Annotated in this window: 14 protein-coding genes and 1 riboswitch; of the genes, 4 read left to right on the forward strand and 10 right to left on the reverse strand. The window is 71.7% G+C overall.

Annotation, left to right across the window (positions count from 1 at the left end; all coding sequences use genetic code 11):
* Positions 1–160: 160 nt before the first annotated feature.
* A riboswitch (cobalamin riboswitch) is annotated at positions 161–323 on the forward strand.
* Between the two features lie 35 nt (positions 324–358).
* Positions 359–3976, forward strand: coding sequence for a cobaltochelatase subunit CobN (cobN, locus tag ACIQK6_RS09110; protein WP_329097996.1), 3618 nt, complete (start codon positions 359–361; stop codon positions 3974–3976).
* Between the two features lie 105 nt (positions 3977–4081).
* Here cobN and ACIQK6_RS09115 read toward each other — a convergent pair whose 3' ends face one another.
* Both ACIQK6_RS09115 and ACIQK6_RS09120 read right to left on the reverse strand, forming a co-directional pair.
* Entirely contained in the window at positions 4082–4303 is a 222-nt protein-coding gene (locus ACIQK6_RS09115; protein ID WP_329097998.1) for a hypothetical protein, read from the reverse strand.
* A gap of 90 nt (positions 4304–4393) precedes the next feature.
* Positions 4394–5953 (reverse strand): immunity 49 family protein, encoded by a 1560-nt coding sequence (locus ACIQK6_RS09120; protein WP_402694596.1) that lies wholly within the window; start codon positions 5951–5953, stop codon positions 4394–4396.
* 237 nt (positions 5954–6190) lie between these two features.
* Here ACIQK6_RS09120 and ACIQK6_RS09125 point away from each other — a divergent pair, with 237 nt between their 5' ends.
* Positions 6191–8407 (forward strand): germacradienol/geosmin synthase, encoded by a 2217-nt coding sequence (locus tag ACIQK6_RS09125; protein WP_402694597.1) that lies wholly within the window; start codon positions 6191–6193, stop codon positions 8405–8407.
* Between the two features lie 53 nt (positions 8408–8460).
* Here ACIQK6_RS09125 and ACIQK6_RS09130 read toward each other — a convergent pair whose 3' ends face one another.
* The 7 genes from ACIQK6_RS09130 to ACIQK6_RS09160 form a co-directional block, all read right to left on the reverse strand.
* A complete protein-coding gene (locus ACIQK6_RS09130; RefSeq protein WP_329098003.1) occupies positions 8461–9702 on the reverse strand; it encodes a GNAT family N-acetyltransferase in 1242 nt (413 codons plus the stop codon).
* A 108-nt stretch (positions 9703–9810) separates the two neighbouring features.
* The gene (locus ACIQK6_RS09135) at positions 9811–11064 is read right to left on the reverse strand and encodes a YncE family protein (protein WP_329098004.1); all 1254 of its coding nucleotides are present in this window, start codon (positions 11062–11064) and stop codon (positions 9811–9813) included.
* 165 nt (positions 11065–11229) lie between these two features.
* Positions 11230–12381, reverse strand: a complete 1152-nt coding sequence (locus ACIQK6_RS09140; RefSeq protein WP_329098006.1) for an XdhC/CoxI family protein — start codon at positions 12379–12381, stop codon at positions 11230–11232.
* Between the two features lie 104 nt (positions 12382–12485).
* Positions 12486–13949, reverse strand: a complete 1464-nt coding sequence (locus ACIQK6_RS09145) for an NCS2 family permease (RefSeq protein ID WP_329098008.1) — start codon at positions 13947–13949, stop codon at positions 12486–12488.
* A gap of 321 nt (positions 13950–14270) precedes the next feature.
* Entirely contained in the window at positions 14271–16673 is a 2403-nt protein-coding gene (gene pucD / locus ACIQK6_RS09150; protein WP_329098010.1) for a xanthine dehydrogenase subunit D, read from the reverse strand.
* 2 nt (positions 16674–16675) lie between these two features.
* Positions 16676–17293 carry a (2Fe-2S)-binding protein gene (locus ACIQK6_RS09155; RefSeq protein WP_328788163.1) on the reverse strand — a complete coding sequence of 206 codons (618 nt, stop codon included), beginning with the start codon at positions 17291–17293 and terminating at the stop codon, positions 16676–16678.
* A gap of 2 nt (positions 17294–17295) precedes the next feature.
* Complete coding sequence (locus ACIQK6_RS09160) at positions 17296–18192, reverse strand: xanthine dehydrogenase family protein subunit M (RefSeq protein WP_329098012.1); 897 nt, start codon at positions 18190–18192, stop codon at positions 17296–17298.
* Positions 18193–18445: 253 nt separating this feature from the next.
* On the opposite strand from ACIQK6_RS09160, the gene ACIQK6_RS09165 reads away from it, so the two are divergent.
* Together ACIQK6_RS09165 and ACIQK6_RS09170 are read left to right on the forward strand one after the other, a co-directional pair.
* Complete coding sequence (locus tag ACIQK6_RS09165; RefSeq protein ID WP_329098013.1) at positions 18446–20125, forward strand: PucR family transcriptional regulator ligand-binding domain-containing protein; 1680 nt, start codon at positions 18446–18448, stop codon at positions 20123–20125.
* 181 nt (positions 20126–20306) lie between these two features.
* Positions 20307–21083 (forward strand): hypothetical protein, encoded by a 777-nt coding sequence (locus ACIQK6_RS09170; protein WP_329107533.1) that lies wholly within the window; start codon positions 20307–20309, stop codon positions 21081–21083.
* 126 nt (positions 21084–21209) lie between these two features.
* On the opposite strand, the gene ACIQK6_RS09175 is transcribed toward ACIQK6_RS09170, so the two are convergent.
* Positions 21210–21875, reverse strand: a complete 666-nt coding sequence (locus tag ACIQK6_RS09175) for a GntR family transcriptional regulator (protein ID WP_329098015.1) — start codon at positions 21873–21875, stop codon at positions 21210–21212.
* Between the last annotated feature and the right edge of the window lie 39 nt (positions 21876–21914).

Raw genomic sequence — 21914 nt, forward strand, 5'->3', positions numbered from 1 at the left:
CTGCCCACCCGGCCCTGCCCGGCCCGTCCGGCGCCACCCGGCCCGTTCAGCCCCGCCGGAGTTTGAGGCGCGGGGTCCGGGGCAGAGCCCCGGCAACGGCGCCGCACCCGCAACCAGCGGGGGCTCACCCCACCCGCCATCCCGGCGGCAGCCACCCGCCCCTAAGATGACCTTCCGGCGGACCACACGGTCCGCCGTCGCCGAGGACGGCGACATGGGAGGAAGCCCGGTGCGATTCCGGCGCGGTCCCGCCACTGTGAACCCCGCGGAGCGATCCGGCGACCGGGGTGAGTCAGGAACTCCCGCTGTCCTCAACACTGCCCGGGGCGCGGAAACCCCGAGGAAGGCCTGCCGCCGCATGATCCTGCTGCTGTCGACGTCCGACACCGATCTGCTCAGCGCCCGCGCGGCGAACACGGCGGACGGACCCGTCCCGTACCGGTTCGCGAACCCCTCCCGTCTCCCCCTCGACGACCTCCCCGGCCTCCTCGACGGGGCCGACCTGGTCGTCGTACGCCTCCTCGGCGGCCTCCGCGCCTGGCAGGACGGCCTCGACCTGCTCCTCGCCCCCGACCAGACCCGTCCGGTCGTGGTCCTGACCGGCGAGCAGGCCCCGGACGCCCAGCTCATGGAGGCCTCCACGGTCCCCATCGGCATCGCGGCCGAGGCGCACGGCTACCTCGCCCACGGCGGCCCGGCCAACCTGGAGCAGCTGGCCCGCTTCCTGTCCGACACGGTGCTGCTGACCGGCCACGGCTTCGAGCCCCCCGCCGCCGCGCCCACCTGGGGCCCGCTGGAGCGCACGCCCGGGACCACCACGGGCCCGCGGGTCGCCGTGCTGTACTACCGCGCCCACCAGATGAGCGGGAACACTTCCTTCGTGCACGCCCTGTGCGACGCGATCGAGGCCCACGACGCCCGGGCGCTGCCCCTGTACGTGTCCTCCCTGCGCTCCCCCGAGCCGGAGCTGATCGCCGCGCTGGAGTCGGCCGACGCGGTCGTCACCACCGTCCTCGCGGCCGGCGGCACCAAGCCCGCCACCGCCTCGGCGGGCGGCGACGACGAGTCCTGGGACGCGGGCGCGCTCGCCGGCCTCGGAGTGCCGATCCTGCAGGCCCTGTGCCTGACCGGGTCGCGCTCCGCCTGGGAGGAGAACGACGAGGGCCTGTCCCCGCTGGACGCCGCCACGCAGGTCGCGGTGCCCGAGTTCGACGGCCGTCTGATCACCGTCCCGTTCTCCTTCAAGGAGCTCGACGACGACGGCCTGCCCGCCTACGTGGCCGACCCCGAGCGGGCCGCCCGGGTCGCGGGCATCGCCGTGCGCCACGCCCGCCTGCGGCACATCGAACGCCGCGACAAGAAGGTCGCGCTGGTCCTCTCCGCGTACCCGACCAAGCACTCCCGCATCGGCAACGCGGTCGGCCTGGACACCCCGGCCAGCGCCGTGGAGCTGCTGCGCACCCTCATCGCCGGCGGTTACGACTTCGGGCCGACCGAGGAGATCCCGGGCCTGGTCTCGGGCGACGGCGACGAGCTGATCCGCGCCCTGATCGAGGCCGGCGGCCACGACCAGGACTGGCTGACCGAGGAGCAGCTGGCCCGCAACCCGGTCCGGATCCCGGCCGCCGACTACAAGCGCTGGTTCGCCGAGCTCCCGGCCGAGCTGCGCGACAGCGTCACCGAGCACTGGGGCGAGGCCCCGGGCAACATGTTCGTGGACCGCTCCGCGAACCCGGAGGGTGACATCGTGCTCGCGGCGCTGCGCCGCGGGAACCTCCTCATCCTGATCCAGCCGCCGCGCGGCTTCGGCGAGAACCCGATCGCGATCTACCACGACCCGGACCTGCCGCCCTCGCACCACTACCTGGCGGCGTACCGGTGGATCCAGGCGCGCGCCGAGGACGGCGGCTTCGGCGCCGACGCGATGATCCACCTGGGCAAGCACGGCAACCTGGAGTGGCTGCCGGGCAAGAACGCGGGCCTGTCCGCCGCGTGCGCGCCGGACGCCGCCCTCGGCGACCTGCCCCTCATCTACCCGTTCCTGGTCAACGACCCGGGCGAGGGCACGCAGGCCAAGCGCCGCGTGCACGCCACGCTGGTCGACCACCTGGTGCCGCCGATGGCGCGCGCGGAGTCGTACGGCGACATCGCGCGCCTGGAGCAGCACCTGGACGAGTACGCGCAGATCTCCGCGATGGACCCGGCGAAGCTGCCGGCCATCCGCGCCCAGATCTGGACCCTGATCCAGGCCGCGAAGCTCCACCACGACCTGGGTCTGGAGGAGCGTCCGGACGACGACGGCTTCGACGACTTCCTGCTGCACGTCGACGGTTGGCTGTGCGAGGTCAAGGACGCCCAGATCCGTGACGGTCTGCACGTGCTCGGCGGCGCGCCGACCGGAGAGGCCCGGGTCAACCTGGTCCTCGCGATCCTGCGCGCCCGGCAGATCTGGGGCGGTACGACGGCCCTTCCGGGTCTGCGCGAGGCGCTCGGCCTGGACGAGTCCAAGGCCACCCGCACCTCGGCGGACGAGGTCGAGGCGCAGGCCCGCGCCCTGGTCCAGGCGATGGAGGACGCGAACTGGTCCCTGGACGCCGTGTCGACGGTCGCGGCGGACCACCCGGCGGACGTCGCGGCGGTCCTGTCCTTCGCGGCCCGCGAGGTGGTCCCGCGCCTGGCCGGGACCACGGACGAGATCGCCCATGTGGTCGCGGCCCTGGACGGCCGTTTCGTCCCGGCGGGCCCCTCGGGTTCGCCGCTGCGCGGCCTGGTGAACGTCCTGCCGACCGGCCGCAACTTCTACTCGGTCGACCCGAAGGCCGTCCCCTCCCGCCTGGCGTGGGAGACGGGCCAGGCCCTGGCAGATTCCCTCCTGAGCCGCTACCGCACCGACAACGGCGAGTGGCCGGCCTCGGTCGGTCTGTCCCTGTGGGGCACGAGCGCGATGCGCACCTCCGGCGACGACGTCGCCGAGGCCCTCTCCCTGCTGGGCGTCCGCCCGGTCTGGGACGAGGCCTCGCGCCGCGTCACCGGCCTGGAGCCGATCCCGCTCGATGAGCTCGGCCGCCCGCGCATCGACGTGACGCTGCGCATCTCGGGCTTCTTCCGGGACGCGTTCCCGCACGTCATCGGCCTGCTGGACGACGCGGTGCGGCTCGCGGCGTCCCTGGACGAGCCCGCCGACCAGAACTTCGTCCGGGCCCACGCCCAGGCGGACCTGGCCGAGCACGGTGACGAGCGCCGCGCGACGACCCGTATCTTCGGCTCGCGCCCGGGCACATACGGGGCCGGCATCCTGCAGCTGATCGACTCCCGCGACTGGCGTACGGACGCCGACCTCGCGGAGGTCTACACGGTGTGGGGCGGCTACGCGTACGGCCGGGGCCTGGAGGGCCGCCCCGCCCGGGACGAGATGGAGACGGCCTACAAGCGGATCACGGTCGCGGCGAAGAACACGGACACCCGCGAGCACGACATCGCGGACTCGGACGACTACTTCCAGTACCACGGCGGCATGGTGGCCACGGTCCGCGCCCTGCGCGGCACCGCCCCCGAGGCCTACATCGGTGACTCCACCCGCCCGGAGACGGTCAAGACCCGCACCCTGGTCGAGGAGACCAGCCGCGTCTTCCGTGCCCGCGTCGTGAACCCCAAGTGGATCGAGGCGATGCGCCGCCACGGCTACAAGGGCGCCTTCGAGCTCGCGGCGACGGTGGACTACCTCTTCGGCTACGACGCCACGACGGGCGTGGTCGCGGACTGGATGTACGACAAGCTCACCGAGACGTACGTCCTGGACCCGACGAACCGCGCCTTCCTGGAGGAGGCCAACCCCTGGGCCCTGCACGGCATCGCGGAGCGCCTGCTGGAGGCCGAGTCGCGCGGCATGTGGGAGAAGCCGGACCCGCAGGTCCTCGAATCGCTGCGCCAGGTGTACCTGGACACGGAGGGCAACCTGGAGGGCGAGGCGGAGTAGTCCGCTCCGCCGTCACACGAGCCGTCCCCCTCACCCTGCCGAAGGGTGAGGGGGACGGCTTCTTTTGTTCAGGCCCACGAACCCCGAGTACGCGGACCTGGACCACTACGCCTTGACGGTCTGGTTCAGCGCGACGAGGGCCTGGGCCCAGCGGACGTACTTCAGCTGCCCGAAGTCGGCGACGGTCTTGACCCCGAACGCCTGGTGCAGCAGCTTGCCGTCCTCGTCGCTGACACCCTTGAGCGCGGCAATGGGAGCCGCGAGCACCTCGGCGAGCGGCTTGTCGGCCCACGCCTTGTCGAGCACCTTGTCCAGATCGATCGCCATGAGCGTCCCTCTCGGAATCCCGAAACGAATATCGGGGCAAACCTAACCCAATCCGACAATCACCTTGCGGTACGGCACGCCGCCGACAGGTCAGGAGATGCTCTCGACCCTCTTGCCGTCGACGAGGTACCGGGGCAGGCACGGCAGTTCCGGGTCGAGCGGGAAGCCCTGGTCGTGGGCGAGGCAGGCCATGGCGAGCGGGCCGAGCGCCACGCGGGAGCGCGGCGCCGCCGACTGCGCCCAGTAGCCGCCGTGTTCCGCGAGCGCTTCGGCGAGCACCTCGCCGAAGGCCTGGTGGTCCCCCGTGAAGAGGCGGTGGAACAGCGCGACCGGCTGATAGTCGACGCGGTTCACGAAATCGGCCGGGGAGTGGGTCAGCGTCTCGGGCAGGGACGCCTGCATGGTGGCGAGCAGCTTCTCCACGACCGCGTCGCCCGGGCCGCCGGTGAGGTAGGTCCGCAGGGTGTCTATCCAGTGCAGGACGTAGGCGTCGACGCTGTCGTCCTGCCGCAACGTCTCCGGCGGGACCTCGCACAGCCGGGCCACCCGGTCGTGCGCGCGGCAGGCGAGCGCGAGGTAGACCGCGTCGAGCCAGGCGCGGGCGTCCGGGGGCGGAGCCGCGGCCCTGGCGGAAAGCCGCAGGGTGTTCTCCTCGCCCAGGTACCACTGCTCCGGCTCGCATCCGGTGAACAGCGCGGAGCCGAGCCGCACGGCCGTCTCCCACGCGTCCCACGTGACGACGTCGCTCGCGCGGGGATCGGCGACGCAGCGGACGTGCGCGAGGGCCAGGGCCGAGGCGAAGGCGTCGCCCAGCCCCGACGGGTCCTGTGCGAGCCGGGCCACCGACTCGGCGGTCGCGCGGGTGAGGACGGCCGGGTCCGGGGCCTCCGGGTCCGGGGCCTCCGGGTCCGGGGCCTCCGGGTCCGGGGCCTCCGGGTCCGCGGCGGGCACGGCGATGCGGCCGGCGCGGTCGAGGCGGACCAGCCCCTTCATCAGACCGAGCAGGGACTGCGGCGGCTGCAGCGACAGCGTGCGCGTGTCCTCGTCGACGACCGTGAGCGAGGTCAGGCCGCCCTGGTGCCACCAGTACACGCGCGGCGACAGCGGCCCGGGCCCGTCCTCGTAGGCGCCCAGCGCGTACGCGGCCAGGTCGTTGAGGGCGTCCACCACCGAGCCGTCGACCACCGGATGGAAGGCCAGCAGGTGCCGGGTGGGAACGACGACGAGGGCACCGGCGGACGGCAGCGGCTCTCCGGTGACCTGGCGGGCCAGCTCGCCCAGGTACAACGCCTTGGATGCCACGAAGTGCGAGTCGCCGTAGACGGAGTGCAGCGTGGCCCGCCCCTCGACGGGAATCTCCTCGTACGTGACGGGGACGCGCATCAGGTTGGCGTACGCGGCCTGCCCCAGCTCCTCGATCCCGACGCGCTCCACGTCGCCGTCGGTGAGGGAGCGCACGCTGGTGGGCCCGTCGAGGGCGTAGGCGAAGACCAGCTCGTCCGCCACGATCCGGGCGTACCGCATGCCGCCGGCGACCTCCGGGGTGACCAACCCGACGGGCAACAGCCGCGCGTGCACCCCGCGCAGCAGTTCCTCGACGCTCTCGCCGCCGTGACCGGCGCTGGATTCAGATGAGTTGTCTCGATTCACCCCTTGAACTGTACGAGAGCCCGCCACGCCGCCCGACAGCCGGGCCCGGGGTCGCCGGGTCCCGGCGGCCGTCCCCTAACGCCTGGCCGGGGGCCCGCACCGGGCAACGGCCGCTGCGTCACCTGAAGAAGTGAAATCACCCTTGTCCCACGGGCACCAGGGGTAGGGCACTGCTGATCTCGTGCGGGGGCCGGAGCGAACCGGTCCCCGCAACCATGACCGAAAGGCCGAGCCGACGTGACGCAGCCGTTCCAACTGCCGGATTTCTACGTGCCCCATCCGGCGCGCCTGAACCCTCACCTGGAGGACGCACGGACCCACACCAAGAAGTGGGCGCGCGCCTTCGGGATGCTGGAGGGTTCCGGCGTCTGGGAGGAGGGCGACCTCGACTCGCACGACTACGCGCTGCTCTGCTCGTACACCCACCCCGACTGCGGCCGTGACGCCCTGGCCCTGGTCACCGACTGGTACGTGTGGGTGTTCTTCTTCGACGACCACTTCCTGGAGATGTTCAAGCGCTCCCAGGACCGGGCCGGCGCCAAGGCCTACCTCGACCGGCTCGCCGCCTTCATGCCCATGGACCTGTCCGACGGTTTCCCCGAGCCCACCAACCCGGTGGAGGCGGGTCTCGCGGACCTCTGGGCGCGGACGGTCCCCGCGATGTCCGCCGACTGGCGGGAACGGTTCTCCTTGTCCACGAAGAACCTGCTCGACGAGTCCATGTGGGAGCTCGCCAACATCGACATCGGGCGCGTGGCGAACCCGCTCGAATACATCGAGATGCGCCGCAAGGTGGGTGGCGCCCCCTGGTCGGCCGGCCTGATCGAGTACGTCTGCGCCGAGGTCCCGGCACGCGTCGCGCACGCGCGCCCGCTCACGGTGCTGCGCGACGCCTTCGCAGACGCCGTGCACATCAGGAACGACATCTTCTCCTACCAACGCGAGGTCACCGACGAGGGCGAACTCTCCAACGCCGTGCTGGTGTTGGAGACCTTCCTGGACTGCAGCACCCAGGAGGCCGCCGAGGCCTCCAACGATCTGCTCACCTCCCGCCTCCAGCAGTTCGAGCAGACCGCGATCGGCGAGCTCCCGCAGCTCTTCGCCGACCGCGCCCTGGACCCGGCGGAGATCGCTGCCGTCCTCGCCTACACCAAGGGCCTGCAGGACTGGCAGTCCGGCGGCCACGAGTGGCACATGGTCTCCAGCCGCTACATGAACAAGGAAGCCCGGCCCACCGCCCCGGCGACCCTGCCCTTCCTGCCGACCGGGCTCGGCACCACCGCGCTCGACCTGCGGTCGGTGTTCACCCGGCGTTCGATGGAGCTGCGCCACCGCTCCTTCACCCACGTCCCCTTCGAGCACACCGGCCCCTCCATCATCCCCGAGATCTACATGCCGCACCGGCTCTCCCTCAGCCCTCACCTGGCGCACGCACGGGAGGAGTCCGTGGCCTGGGCCCGGCGGATGGGCCTGCTGGAGCCGCGGCCCGGCGACCCCGGCTCGGCGATCTGGACCGAGGAGCGGCTGCGGGGCTTCGACTTCGCGCTCTGCTCGGCCGGGATCGACCCCGACGCGACGGCCGGGCAACTGGCCCTCAACGCCTGCTGGCTGACCTGGGGCACGTACGCGGACGACTACTACCCGGTGGTCTTCGCCCAGGGCAGGAACCTTCCGGCGGCCAAGGCGACCACCGCCCGCCTGATCTCCATGTTGTCGGTCGACCACGCCGAACAGCCGGAGCCGGTGACCGCCATGGAGCGCGCGCTCGGCGACCTGTGGGTGCGCACCGGCGCCACCATGTCCGCCGGGCAGCGCACCGAGTTCCGGGCGACCTTGGTGAGCATGCTGGAGAGCTGGGTGTGGGAGGTGGACAACCAGATCCAGAACCGCATCCCGGATCCGGTGGACTACGCGGAGATGCGCCGCCGCACCTTCGGCAGTCACCTCACGATGTACCTGTGCCGCCTCGGGCACCGGGACCGGGGCATCCCCGAGGAGATCTACGCCTCCGGGACCATCCGCTCGCTGGAGAACGCGGTCGCGGACGCCGCCTGCCTGATCAACGACATCTACTCCTACCAGAAGGAGGTGGAGGTCGAGGGCGAGGTCCACAACTACGTCCTGGTCACCCGGAACTTCTTCGACATCGACTACCCGCGGGCCCTGCACATCTGCCATGAGCTGATGACCCGACGGACCGAGGAGTTCGAGCACATCGTGGCGAACCAGCTGCCGCTGCTCTACGACGACTGGAAGCTCGGGCCGCAGGCACGCCGAGCCCTGGACGCGTACGTGGGCGAGCTGAAGGACTGGCACGCCGGCATCCTCAACTGGCACCAGCAGATCCGTCGTTACCGCCCGCAGGACCTGCAGCCGCTGCCCGACCTGCTGTCCACCGCCGTCCTGGGGGCCGGCTTCGGCATGTCGGCCGCCCGGATCTCGCTGCGCACCTGATCCCGCCGGCCGGGTCGGCGGCGCGCGGCACGCCCCGCCGGCCCGGCCGTGCGTCAGAACTCGTCGCCCGTGTGCGGCAGTACGGCCGTGCGCAGGGCCGCGTCCAGCGCCGCCGCCGCGCCGGGCGTGTGCTCCCGTACCAGCCCGGCCGCGACGAGTTCTTCGACCCGGGTCCCGCCGAGGTAGCAGGCGGCCAGTTCGCGTACGTCCAGGGCCAGGTCGGCGGCGCGGTCCGCGTGCTCGTACGCGGCTCCGCCCGGCCCGGCCGCCAGCCGGAACCGCCCGGCGTTGTCGGGCATCCGCGCGTCGTGCACCTCCAGCACCACGTCCACCGGCGCGGCCCAGGACCGCCGCGTCAGCGCCGCGCGTACGTCGACCAGGCGCAGCCAGAGCGCCGGGAACTGGGCGGTGACCCGCACCTGGTCCCGGTCCGCGGCGAAGTGCAGCAGCGGGTCGTCGACCGGGCGGCCCCACGCGCGGACCCTGCCGGTGAGGTCGAGGGAGGCCACGCACTCCCACAGCGCGGCGGCGACCGCCGGGGTGTCGGCCTCCAGTTCGTCCACCCGGACCAGGCCCGGCACCCGGGTCCGGCCGACCCCGCCGCCGTCGTCCTCCGGCTTGGTGCGGTAGAGCACGTACCCGGCGATCGGCCGGTCCGCTTCTCCCAGGACGATGATCCGGGGCGGGCCCAACTCCTCGTCCTCCTCGTCCTGTTCGGCCAGCCACTCCTCGGACCAGCGCTGCGCGCTGCGGGTGGGACGGCCGGCCCGCCCGGCCCGGGCGGCCTCGTGGAAGGGCCCGATGACGGCGACGGCCTCCTCCGGGTCGACGAGCCGCAGCGGGCGCCGGTCCGGGTCGATGCGCAGGGCCAGCGGACGGGTGGAGTCGATCTCGACGGTGACGCCGGTCGTGGCGCTGCCGTAGCCGAAGCGGCCGTAGATCGCGGCCTCGGAGGCCCAGAGGGCGGCGAGCGGACTGCCCACGTCGGCGGTCCGCCGCAGCATCTCGCCCATCAGGGCGGTGAGCACGCCGCGCCGGCGGTGGGTGGGGGCGACTCCGACGAAGGTGAGCCCGGGGCAGGGCAGGTCCGCCCCGGGCACCGAGAGCCGGAAGTCGTACGCGGCCATGAAGCCGGCCAGGGCCGTGCCGTCGTAGGCGCCGATCCGGTCGCAACGCGCGAGGAGCGCGTGGTGTTTCTCCCGGACCTCCTTCTCGGGCCGGTCGTGGAAGACCAGGTAGGCGAGCTCCAGAGCGCGGTCGATGTCGGACTCGGGTACCTCGCGGATGTCCACCATGATCGCGAGACTAATCGGTCATCGCCGGACCGGTCACCTCATATTGGCCGGTCCGGCACGTCCGGCCGGTGCGCGGGCCTGCGGCCGGTGCGCGAAAGCCCCTGCGGACTACCGTGCGGCGGGACCGGTCCAGGCGGCCGGGACGCGGCCGAGCCGGACGCGCTGCGGGTGGTCCCCGACGGGGACGGAGACCCGCTTGGTGCCGGTGGCGAAGTCGATGGCCGTGACCCGGTCGGCGCCGCTCTCGGAGATCACGCAGGCGCTGCCGTCGCCGGAGACCGTGGCCCAGTACGGCTTGGCGGCGGGCACGAGCGGGCCTTCGGCGAGGGTGGCGCGGTCCACGACGGTCGCGTAGTCGTCCATGGTGCCCGCGATGCAGAGCTTCGCCCCGTCGGGGCTCATGGACATGCCGTGGTGGCGGGAGTCGTTGACCCAGGTGGTGCGGTCGGTGCTGGTGGCGGGGTTCATGGGGAGGGTCTTGAGGCGGGTGATCCGGTCGGAGGGGACGTCGTACTCCAGGAAGCCGTTGAAGAAGGACACCTGGAAGTAGAGCTTCGACTCGTCGGGGCTGAAGGACACCGGGCGGACGGCGTCGGACAGGTCGCGGCGGCCGAAGGCGTCCAGCCGCTCCCGCATGTCGATCACCCGGACCGTGCGGAAGGTCTGCGCGTCGACCACGGTGATCTTGCGGTCGCCCTTCGTCCAGTCCAGCCAGGGCGCGTCCAGGGCGGTGTTCACTTCGCCGATGGAGCTGTTCCACAGGAAGCGGCCGTCGCGGGTGAAGGTGTTCTCGTGCGGCTTGTCGCCGGTGCCGAAGGAGCCGACGTGTCGTCCGGTGGTGATGTCCAGGACGTGCACGGTGTTGGAGGTGGAGGCCGAGACGGCGACGCGGGTCCCGTCCGGCGAGACCGCCATGTGGTCGGAGCGGTACCCGGACACCGGGAAGCGCCAGTTGACGCGTCCGGAGGCCACGTCGATGGAGACGACGTCGGCGAAGCTGGGTCGGGAGACGACGACCGCGGAGCCGTCCGGGGTGGTGTACATGTCGTCGACGAACTGGTCGTGCCCCTCGCCCGCGCTCTCCCGGATGCCGAGGAAGAAGGCGAGCTTCACCGGGTTGAGGTAGATCTCCCGCAGCCGCTCGGCCTTGTCGGGGACCACGTCGATCCGGCCGACCTTGGCGAGGTCGCCGGTGGAGGCGAGGACGTCGGCGGTCCCCTCCCAGTTGTTCCCGACGAAGAGCACCTCGCGCAGGCCGCCGGCGGGACCGGAGCCCGGAGCGGGACCGGACGGGGCCGGTGTGAAGGCGGTGAGCAAGGTGGCCGCGGCCAGCAGGCCCAGGGTTCGCACGGTACGCAACATCCGCTCAACTCCGCTACGGGGAAGGGATGGAGAGGGTGCCTCCTATTACCGGCGGGTAAAATAGGGGGAACGACACCAGGGCGCAACCCCCACGGAGTGCGCCCTTTCCTCACGTCCCTCCTTCACGTCCGGTCGTCACGTTTCCCCCGTCCGACCGTCGTGCCTTCAAGCGACGGAAACGATCCGGTCGAGCATCGTGTGCGAGACGTCCGGGTGGATCGGGACGTGCGCGCCGGTCAGGGCCGCGCCGGTGCCGCCGCGGCGGTTCGCGACGATCTCGGCGGCGATGGACAGCGCGGTCTCCTCCGGGGAGCGGGCGCCGAGGTCCAGGCCGATCGGGGAACGCAGCCGGGCCAGTTCGAGCTCGGTCACCCCGACCGCCCGCAGTCGCTCGTTGCGGTCCTCGTGGGTGCGGCGGGAGCCCATGGCGCCGACGTAGGCGACGGGCAGCTTGAGCGCCAGTTCGAGGAGCGGGACGTCGAACTTGGCGTCGTGGGTGAGCACGCACAGGACCGTCCGGCCGTCCACGGCCGTGGTCTCCAGGTAGCGGTGGGGCCAGTCGACGACGATCTCGTCCGCCTCGGGGAAACGGGTCTTCGTCGCGAAGACGGGCCGCGCGTCGCACACCGTGACCCGGTAGCCGAGGAACTTGCCGATCCGCACGAGGGCGGAGGCGAAGTCGATGGCACCGAAGACGATCATCCGCGGGGGCGGGACGCTGGACTCGACCAGCACCTTCAGCGGCTCTCCGCAGAGCCTGCCGTCGGCGCCGATCTCCAGCACGCCGGTCCGGCCCGCGTCGAGCATGGCGCGGGCCTCCTCGGCGATGGTGCGGTCCAGCTCCGGGTGTCCGCCGAGACCGCCCTGGTGGGCGCCTTCGGTACGGACGAACACGGCGCGGCCCATGAGCTCGGCCGGGCCCTGCGCGATGCGGGCCACCGCAGCGGCCTCGCCGCGGGCCGCGGCGGCCAGCCCGGCCGCGAAGGCCTCCCGGGCGGGAGAGCCCACGCGGACCGGGGTGACCAGGATGTCGATGATTCCGCCGCAGGTCAGGCCTACGGCGAAGGCATCGTCGTCGCTGTACCCGAAGCGCTCGTGGACGGTTTCGCCGTCCTCCAGCGCCTGCCGGCACAGCTCGTACACCGCACCTTCCACGCATCCGCCGGAGACCGAGCCGATGGCCGTGCCCTCGCTGTCGACGGCGAGAGCGGCCCCGGGCTGGCGGGGCGCGCTCCCGCCGACCGCCACGACGGTGGCGACGGCGAAGTCACGCCCCTGCTCGACCCACCGGTTCAGCTCTTCGGCGATGTCCAGCATGGGGGCCTCCTCGGAGAGGTTCGGTTCCAGTATCTGATACGTGGATCTGATGCGTGCATCGGATACGTGGAGGTGCGGGTACGTGATGATCAGGCGGTTCGGGGTCAGCCGACCCCGAGCCAGTGCTCGATCGGGTTCAGGGCGAAGAACACCAGGAAGATCCCGGTCAGCGCCCACATGAAGCCACCGATCTCCCGGGCCTTGCCCTGAGCGATCTTGATGGCGACGTAGGAGATCACACCGGCGGCGACGCCGGCCGTGATCGAGTACGTGAACGGCATGATCACGACGGTCAGGAAGACCGGGATCGCGGTCGCGCTGTCGGCCCAGTCCACGTGGCGGGCGTTCTGCATCATCATCGCGCCGATGACGACCAGCGCCGCGGAGGCGACCTCACCCGGGACGATCTGCGTGAGCGGGGTGAAGAAGAGGCAGGCGGCGAAGAACAGGCCGGTGACCACGGAGGCGAGACCCGTGCGGGCACCCTCGCCAACGCCGGTCGCGGACTCGACGAACACGGTCTGGCCGGAGCCGCCCGCGACGCCACCGATGGCGCCACCGGCGCCGTCGATGAAGAGCGCCTTGGACAGGCCCGGCATGCGGCCCTTGTCGTCGGCCAGCTTGGCCTCGGTACCGACACCGATGATGGTGGCCATGGCGTCGAAGAAGCCGGCGAGCACCAGCGTGAAGACGATCATGCCGACCGTCATGTAGCCGACGTCGCCCCAGCCGCCGAAGGAGACGTCGCCGAAGAGCGAGAAGTTCGGCATCGAGACCGCGGAGCCGTCGAGCTCCGGCGGGCCGTTCTTCCAGGCCTTCGGGTCGATGTCCACGATGGCGTTGAGGATCGCGGCCAGGACGGTGCCGCCGACGATGCCGATCAGGATGGCGCCGGGCACCTTGCGGGCCTGGAGCATGAAGATGGCGACCAGGGTGATGCAGAAGAGCAGCACGGGCCAGCCGGACAGCTCACCGACGGCGCCGAGCTGGACGGGGGGACCGAACTCCGGGCCCTTGCCGACGAAACCGGCCTTGACGAAGCCGATCAGGGCGACGAAGAGGCCGATGCCCATGGTGATCGCGTGCTTGAGCGCGAGGGGGATCGCGTTCATGATCATCTCTCGGAGGCCGGTGACGACCAGGAGACAGATCACGACACCGTAGACCACACACATGCCCATGGCCTGCGGCCAGGTCATCTGGGGGGCCACCTGCGAGGCCAGCACGCCGGACACGGACAGACCCGCGGCGAGGGCGAGCGGCACCTTGCCGACGAAGCCCATCAGGAGCGTGGTGACGGCTGCGGCGAACGCGGTGGCGGTGATGATCGCCGACCCGTCCATGACCGTGCCGGCGACGTCCTTGCCCGACAGGAGCAGGGGGTTGAGCAGGAGGATGTACGCCATCGCCATGAAGGTCGTGATGCCGCCACGAACCTCGTTGCCGACATTTGAGCCTCTGTGCGTTATATGGAAATAGCGGTCGAGCCAGGACCGTCCGGCGGGCGGCTGAGAGCCGTCGCCGGCTTCCTCCGCGGTGGTCTTGGGCTCTACTGACGACTGGGTCATGGTGCCTAACTCCCAAGGTTCAAAGGGGCACCCGCTTGGAGATTGGAGACGCGGGATTTGGGATGCTGCGTTTGGCTGCACGACCCGGGGTGACGGCCCGAGGCGACGCGAATGTTCACTGCGTTTACTGCGGGTAGTGCGGGGGTGACCGCTGGTACCACGGGGGTTCTTGCAGGGGTACTGCCGGGTGAAGGGACCGCGAGCGGTGCGGTGCTTCGTACGTCCTCCGGACGGTGTGGCGCGAAGTGTGACGTTCCCATGCACACCGCCCGGAGAGTCTGAGGGGGTCCGGGGGCCTCGCGGCCCCCGGACCACGCCGTCCTAGAGGGTCCCGGTCAGGGCTTCCGGACGGATCGGCGTCTTGTTGATCTCCAGACCCGTCGCCTGCCGGATCGCCGCGATGACGGCCGGGGTGGACGAGAGGGTCGGGGCCTCGCCCATGCCGCGCAGGCCGTAGGGGGCCTTCGGGTCGGCGAGCTCCAGGACGTCGACCGGGATGGTCGGGGTGTCCAGGATGGTCGGGATCAGGTAGTCCGTGAAGGAGGGGTTGCGCACCTTCGCGGTCTTCGGGTCCACGATGATCTCTTCCATGATCGCGACGCCGAGGCCCTGGGTGGTACCACCCTGGATCTGGCCGACCACGGAAAGCATGTTGAGGGCCTTGCCGACGTCCTGCGCGGTCGCCAGCTCGACGACCTTGACCAGGCCGAGCTCGGTGTCCACCTCGACGACCGCGCGGTGCGCGGCGAAGGTGTACTGGACGTGGCCGTTGCCCTGGCCGGTGACCAGGTCGAAGGGCTCGGTCGGCGCGTGCCGGAACTCCAGCTCGAGGTCGATGGCCTCGTCGCCCAGGATGTCGGCGATGTCCGCGAGGACCTCGCCGCCGTCGGTGACGACCTTGCCGCCTTCGAGGAGCAGCTCGGCCGTGGCCCACGCCGGGTGGTACGAGCCGTTCTTGCGGCGGCCGATCTCCAGGAGGGCCTCGCGGACCGCCTCACAGGTGTTCTTCACGGCGCCACCGGTCATGTACGTCTGCCGGGAGGCGGACGTGGAACCGGCGGAGCCGACCTGCGTGTCGGCCGGGTGGATGGTCACCTGCGTGACGCCCAGCTCGGTACGGGCGATCTGCGTGTGGACGGTGATGCCGCCCTGGCCGACCTCCGCCATGGCCGTGTGGACCATCGCGACGGGCTCGCCGTTGATGACCTCCAGCCGTACGCGGGCGGTCGAGTAGTCGTCGAAGCCCTCGGAGAAGCCGACGTTCTTGATGCCGACCGCGTAACCGACGCCGCGGACGACGCCCTCGCCGTGGGTGGTGTTCGAGAGGCCGCCGGGCAGCGCGCGGACGTCCGCGCTCTCGCCGGCGGACTCCCACTGGCGCTCGGGCGGCAGCGGGCGGGCCTTGACCCGGCGCAGCAGCTCGGCGACCGGCGCCGGGGCGTCCACGACCTGGCCGGTGGGCATGATCGTGCCCTGCTCCATGGCGTTCAGCTGGCGGAACTCGACCGGGTCCATGCCCAGCTTCGCGGCGAGCTTGTCCATCTGGGCCTCGTAGGCGAAGCATGCCTGGACGGCGCCGAAGCCGCGCATCGCGCCACAGGGCGGGTTGTTCGTGTAGAGCGCGATCGCCTCGATGTCCACGTCCTCCAGGACGTAGGGACCCACCGAGAGGGAGGAGGCGTTGCCCACGACCGCCGGGGAGGCGGAGGCGTACGCGCCGCCGTCCAGAACGATCTTGCACTTCATGTGCGTGAGCTTGCCGTCCTTGGTGGCACCGTGCTCGTAGTAGAGCTTCGCCGGGTGGCGGTGCACGTGGCCGAAGAAGGACTCGAACCGGTTGTAGACGATCTTGACCGGCTTGTTGGTGGCCAGGGCCAGGAGGCAGGCGTGGATCTGCATCGAGATGTCCTCGCGGCCGCCGAAGGCGCCGCCGACGCCCGAGAGCGTCATGCGGACCTTCTCCGGCGGGAGGCCCAGGACCGGGGCGATCTGCTGGAGGTCCGAGTGCAGCCACTGGGTGGCGACGTACAGCTCGACGCCGCCGTCCTCGGACGGCACGGCCAGACCGGACTCCGGGCCGAGGAAGGCCTGGTCCTGCATGCCGAAGGTGTACTCGCCCTCGACGATGACGTCGGCGCGCTTGCGGGCCTCCTCCACGTTGCCGCGGATGATCGGCTGGCGGTGCACGATGTTCGGGTGCGGGACGTGCCCGATGTGGTGGTCGTCGCGGCCCTCGTGGATCAGCGGCGCGCCGGGGGCGAGGGCGGAGGCCTCGTCCGTGACGAGCGGCAGCTCCCGGTAGTCGATCTTGATCTTGGCCGCCGCGCGGCGGGCGGTCTCCGGGTGGTCGGCGGCCACGAGGGCGACCGGCTCACCGTGGTGACGCACCCGGCCGTTGGCGAGGACCGGGGTGTCCTGGATCTCCAGGCCGTAGTTCTTCATCTCGGCCGGCAGGTCGTCGTAGGTCAGCACCGAGTACACGCCGGGCATGGCGAGCGCCTCGGTGATGTCGATGGAGACGATCTCGGCGTGGGCGACGGTGCTGCGCAGCGTCTGGCCCCAGAGCATGTCCTCGTGCCACATGTCCGAGGAGTACGCGAACTCGCCGGTGACCTTGAGGGTTCCGTCCGGGCGAAGAATCGATTCGCCGATGCCGCCCTTGTTGTGCTTCTGGGTGACGTTCGTCGGCGTACCGGCGGGCACGGTGCGGGTGTTCTGCGCCATGGTCAGACCGCCTCTCCCTGACGGGCGGCCGCGAGGCGGACCGCGTCGAGGATCTTCTCGTAACCCGTGCAGCGGCAGAGGTTGCCGGACAGGGCCTCACGGATGTCCTGGTCGGACGGGGAGGAGTTCTCCTCCAGGAGCGCGTCCGCCTGGATCAGCAGACCCGGGGTGCAGAAACCGCACTGGACGGCGCCGGCGTCGATGAACGCCTGCTGGATGGTGGAGAGTTCCACGCCCTCGCCGGTCTGCGAGTCAGCCGCTCGACCGGGCCCGTGCGCCTGCCACTGCTTGGCCGCGTCCAGGGACACGCCCTTGCTGCCACAACCGCCGCCGGTACCGCAGGCACCGCCGTGGCCGTGCTCGTCGCGCTGCTTGGAGAACTCCGCCAGCCCCTCGACGGTCACGACGTCGCGACCCTCGACCTGACCGGCCGCCACCAGACACGAACAGACCGGTACGCCGTCCAGACGGACGGTGCAGGAACCGCACTCGCCCTGCTCACAGGCGTTCTTGGAACCCGGCAGGCCCAGGCGCTCGCGCAGGACGTAGAGGAGGGACTCGCCCTCCCACACGTCGTCGGCTTCCTGCTGACGGCCGTTGACCGTGAAATTGACGCGCATGATTACGCAGCCCCTTCAAGCGAGCGGCCGTTGCCGGTACCGCGGTACTGCTCCCAGGTCCAGACGAGCTGGCGGCGAGCCATGATGCCGACCGCGTGACGGCGGTACTTCGCCGTGCCGCGGACGTCGTCGATCGGGTTGGCCGCGCCGGAGGCGAGGTCACCGAACTGCTTGGCGATCGACGGGGTGATGACCTTGCCGGACTCCCAGAAGCCGCCCTCGTCGAGCGCGGCGTTCAGGAACTCCTCGGCGGCCTTCGCCCGGATGGGCGTCGGCGCGGCCGAACCGATGCCGGTGCGGACCGTGCGGGTCTCGGGGTGCAGCGCCAGACCGAACGCGCAGACCGCGATGACCATCGCGTTGCGGGAGCCGACCTTGGAGTACTGCTGGGGGCCGTCCGCCTTCTTGACGTGAACGGTCTTGATGAGCTCGTCGGCGGCCAGCGCGTTGCGCTTCACACCCGTGTAGAACTCGTCGATCGGGATGAGGCGGGAGCCGCGTACGGATTCCACCTCGACCTCGGCGCCCGCCGCGAGCAGCGCGGGGTGGGAGTCGCCGGCCGGCGAGGCACAACCGAGGTTGCCGCCGACACCGCCGCGGTTGCGGATCTGCGGGGACGCGACCGTGTGCGAGGCGAGCGCGAGTCCCGGGAGCTCCGTGCGGAGGTTCTCCATGATCTGGGTGTACGGGACGGAGGCGCCCAGGCGGACCACGTCCTCGCCGACCTCCCATTCCCGCAGCAGACCGATGCGGTTCAGGTCCAGGAGGTACTCCGGCCGACGGTGGTCGAAGTTGATCTCGACCATCACGTCGGTGCCACCCGCAATCGGCACAGCTGAGGGGAACTCGGCCTTAGCGGCGAGCGCCTCCTCCCAGCTGGCGGGGCGAAGGAAGTCCATGAGCGGCTCTCTTCTTCTTCATCGTGTCGTTTACTTCAAGCCAGGAGGCCTGAGAGCCCTCGACTGGTCGTTCACGTGCTGTTAACGCGGTGTGGACCCAGTACACAAGCAGCTCGCCCCCCGGTGCAGTCACTGAAACCATGAAGGAGTTGGCTGACGGCCTCCCTCGTCTTGTAGATTCGTATGAAAGGCAGGATGCGACGACCTGCCCGTTTCCCAACGGCAACATTCGAGACAGATCGGCGGCGACATCATGCGGCTGCGCGCACTGCTGGAAACCGAGGCGCTGGGGCTGCGGCTGCTCGGCGGCGAGGGTGAACTCGACCGGACGGTCCGCGGGGTCATGACGACCGACCTACGGGATCCCAGCCGGTACCTGTCGGGGGGCGAACTCGTCTTGACCGGCCTGGCATGGAGACGAAATTCAGCCGACTCCGAGCCATTCGTACGAATCCTGGCGGGCGCGGGCGTCGCCGGGCTCGCCGCGGGCGAGGCGGAGCTGCAGGCCATTCCCGATGATCTTGTTTCGGCCTGTGTGCGCAACCGGCTGCCGCTGTTCGCCGTGAACGAGGACGTTGCATTCGCCACGATCACCGAGTACGTCGTCCGGCAGGTTTCGGGCGAGCGCGCCGGAGACCTCGCGGCCGTCGTCGACCGACACCGCCGGCTGATGACCTCGGGTCCGGCCGGTGGCGGCCCCGACGTGGTGCTCGATCTGCTCACCACCGACCTCGACCTCCGGGCCTGGGTGCTGTCCCCCACCGGCCGGCAGATCGCCGGGGCGGGCGAGCCGCTGGCGCCGGGCGTGTGCGCAGCACTGGCGGGCGAGCACCTTGCGGCGGTCCGGACGGGCCGCAGGGGGCCGCATCGGATCTCCATCCAGGGTATTACCTACTCGCTCTTCCCGATCAGGGGACACGGGCGCGGGGCCGCCGTCCCGGGCGCCCGGGACGTGCGCGAGACCGTGCTCTCGGACTGGCTGCTGGCCGTCGAGGCGGACGCGGGCGACTGGCCCGCCGAACGCCTCGACCTGCTGCAGGGCGTCACCCAGCTGATCGCCGTGGAGCGGGACCGGCGCGACGCGGCCCGCACCGTGCGCCGCCGCCTCGCACAAGAGGTCCTCGAACTGGTCCAGACGGGTGCCCCGCCCGCGGAGATCGCCGCCCGCCTGCGGGTCGCGGCCCCGGTCCTGCTGCCCGGACTGGGCGCCGCCCCGCACTGGCAGGTCGTCGTGGCCCGGGTGGACTGGGAGGGCGGGGACATCCCCGGCGGCCCGGTGGCCCAGTCGCTGCTCGAGGAGATCCTCGTCGACCCGTCCGTGTCGGGGCCCGAGCCCTCGGACCGGATCGCCGTGGCCCATGCGGGTGACGAGGCCATCGCCCTGGTCCCGCTGCCCTCGCTCTCCGGGGACGCCGGGGAGGACAAGGGCCCCGACTCCGCCCTGCACGCCGACGAGTTGCTCGCCGTCGTACGGGACCCCCTGGCGGCCGGCCTGGCCGACGACGGCCGGCTCACGCTGGGCGTCAGCGCGGCCGTGCACTCCGCCGAGGGGCTGCGCGGGGCGCTGGAGGAGGCCCGGCACGCCCGTCGGGTGGCCGCGGCGCGCCCGGGCCGGGTCTGCGCGGCGGGCCACCACGAGCTGGCCTCGCACGTACTGCTGCTGCCGTTCGTCCCGGACGACGTCCGCCGCGCCTTCACGGCCCGGCTGCTGGACCCGCTGCGGGACTACGACCGGCGGCACCGCGCGGAGCTCATCCCCACGCTGGAGGCCTTCCTGGACTGCGACGGCTCCTGGACCCGCTGCGCGACGCGGTTGCACCTGCACGTCAACACGCTGCGCTACCGCGTCGGACGAATCGAGCAGTTGACGGGTCGGGACCTGTCCCGGCTGGAGGACAAGCTCGACTTCTTCCTGGCACTGCGGATGAGCTGAGGAGATCCGTCCCGGGGCCGTCGGGGTTCGGCCACGGGGCGGCTGATGATCCGTCCGGACTTTGTGAAAGAGTTCACCCAACCCCTTGGCCGATGCCGTGAATCCGTGCTCTCATTTCGCCCCAGGGCTCAACGATGTGCTGCTTGCTTGCTTTGGGGAGGGCAATGTGGCGGACACCGCCATGTCGGGTGCCGGAACGAGCGGAGGAGACGACCCCCTCCAGCGGGCGATATGGCGGCTGCGCTCGCGCGGCTGTTGGACGGATGCGGCGGCGCTCCTGACGCCCCACATCGGCAAGGCCGGCAGTGCCGGGGCCGCCGTGCAGCGGACCGCGCTGCTGGTGGAACGGTGCCTGTTCACCGGGCAGGGCTGGGCCGAGGCCGAAGACGCGCTGCGGATCGCCGAGGCGGTGTCCCAGGACGACGACGACCGGGGAGCGGCCGCGTGCGAACGGGGCCAGCTGGCGTACGCCGCCACCGTGCTCGGCGTACGCGACCGGGCCGACGAGGCCCGCTCCGCGCTGGGCCGGGCCGCGGCCCTGCTGTCGCCGGAGTCCCGGACCCGCCCGTTGCTGGACTTCCGGCGGGGGCTCGTCGCCGAGCACCTGGCGGACGCCCCGCAATCGGCCCGGCCGGCCTACCACCGGGCCCACGCCGGGGCGGAGGCGCACGGGGACACGCTGCTGCTGTCCTTCACCTGGCGGCACCTGGCCGCGCTGGCCCTGCGGGACGGGGAGGTGGCCGAGGCCCGCAAGGGCTTCGCGGAATCCCTGCGCATCCGGGAGGACCTGGGCTTCCTGATCGGCACGGCCCCGGCGCTGGCCGCGCTGGCCGAGGCCGAACCGGAACCGGAGGCCACCCGGCTCCGCGCGGAGGCCCGCCGCCTGTTCCACCTGCTGGGCGGCATCCCCACCTGGCTGGCGGACCAGCTCCACCCGACCCCGTCGCCCGCGACGTAGCTTCCGGTACCCACCCGGCGCCCCGTCGCCTGCGGCGCGGCTTCCGGTGCCCGCACGGCGCTCCGCGCCCGCGCCTCGAACGCCGGCGGGGCCGGGAGCGGCGTGGGGTCCCGGGCGGAGGTCCGGTCAGGCGGGGGAGCCCGCGAAGTGTTCGCGGACCAGCGACTCCACCACCGCGAGGTCCCGCCCGATCAGGGCCTCCAACAAGGCCGAGTGCTCCGCCGCGTCGGCCACGAGATCGGCCCGGCGCACCCGCGGAGCGCCCGGCAGGGGCCACTGGGCCCGGCGGTGGAGCTCCTCCGCCACCTGCACCAGCTGGTCGTTGCCGGCCAGCCGCAGCACCGACCGGTGGAAGTCCCGGTCCGCTTCCGCGTATCCCGGCAGGTCACCGGCCGCCGCCGCCTCGGCCGTGGCGGCGGCGGCCGGACGCAGGGCCTCCCAGGTGGCCGCCGGAACCGTGCGGGCCAGCCGGATCATCACGGGGACTTCGAGCAGTGCCCGTACCTCGGCCAGCTCGGCGAGCTCCTTCGGGGTGCGGGAGAGCACGCGGAAGCCCCGGTTGGGGAGGCACTCCACCGCCCCCTCCACGGCCAGCTGCTGCATCGCCTCGCGCACGGGGGTCGCGGAGACCCCGAAGCGCTCCCCCAGGGCCGGGCCCGAGTAGATCTCCCCCGGCACCAGCTCTCCGTCGATCAGGGCCGCGCGCAGCGCGTCGAGCACCTGTCCGCGCACCGAATGGCGCAACACCTTCTGCCTTTGTGCCGGCACCCGGGCCTGGGCCGTTTCGTGCACGCGGTCCTCCTCCGGGTCTCGACCTGTCCTGAGAATAAG

Origin of the sequence: Streptomyces sp. NPDC091682, assembly GCF_044756625.1 — a bacterium.
Taxonomy (GTDB): Bacteria; Actinomycetota; Actinomycetes; order Streptomycetales; family Streptomycetaceae; genus Streptomyces.